At 63.5% G+C, this 282-nt stretch carries 1 protein-coding gene; it reads right to left on the reverse strand.

What is annotated here, in order from left to right:
• Positions 1–282 (reverse strand): nucleoside/nucleotide kinase family protein (locus AC0L3U_RS39265; RefSeq protein WP_473365101.1); only part of this gene is annotated, 282 nt, incomplete at both ends.

Genomic DNA, 282 nt, shown 5'->3' on the forward strand with positions numbered 1-282 from the left:
AACGGGTCGGGCAGAAAGCGCTCGGCGGTCAGAATGATGCTGTCCGGTGGCTGCCTAGGCAGTACGTGCCTGGACATCCAGCTGCGGCTCTCGGGAAAGCGCTCGCACACCGCCAGCTCCAGCGCGCGGCTGGGGTTCCTGACAAGCTGGTTGACCAGCGCCATGGTTTCACCCCGATGGGGATCGCTCTTTTTCTCGCACAGTCGGATCACTTTCTTGTTGTCGGCCCTGAGTGCCGACGTCACCGCTTCCAGCAGTGTGGTCTTGCCGGTGCCCTTGGGC

Source organism: Bradyrhizobium sp. Kon69, from assembly GCF_055807515.1.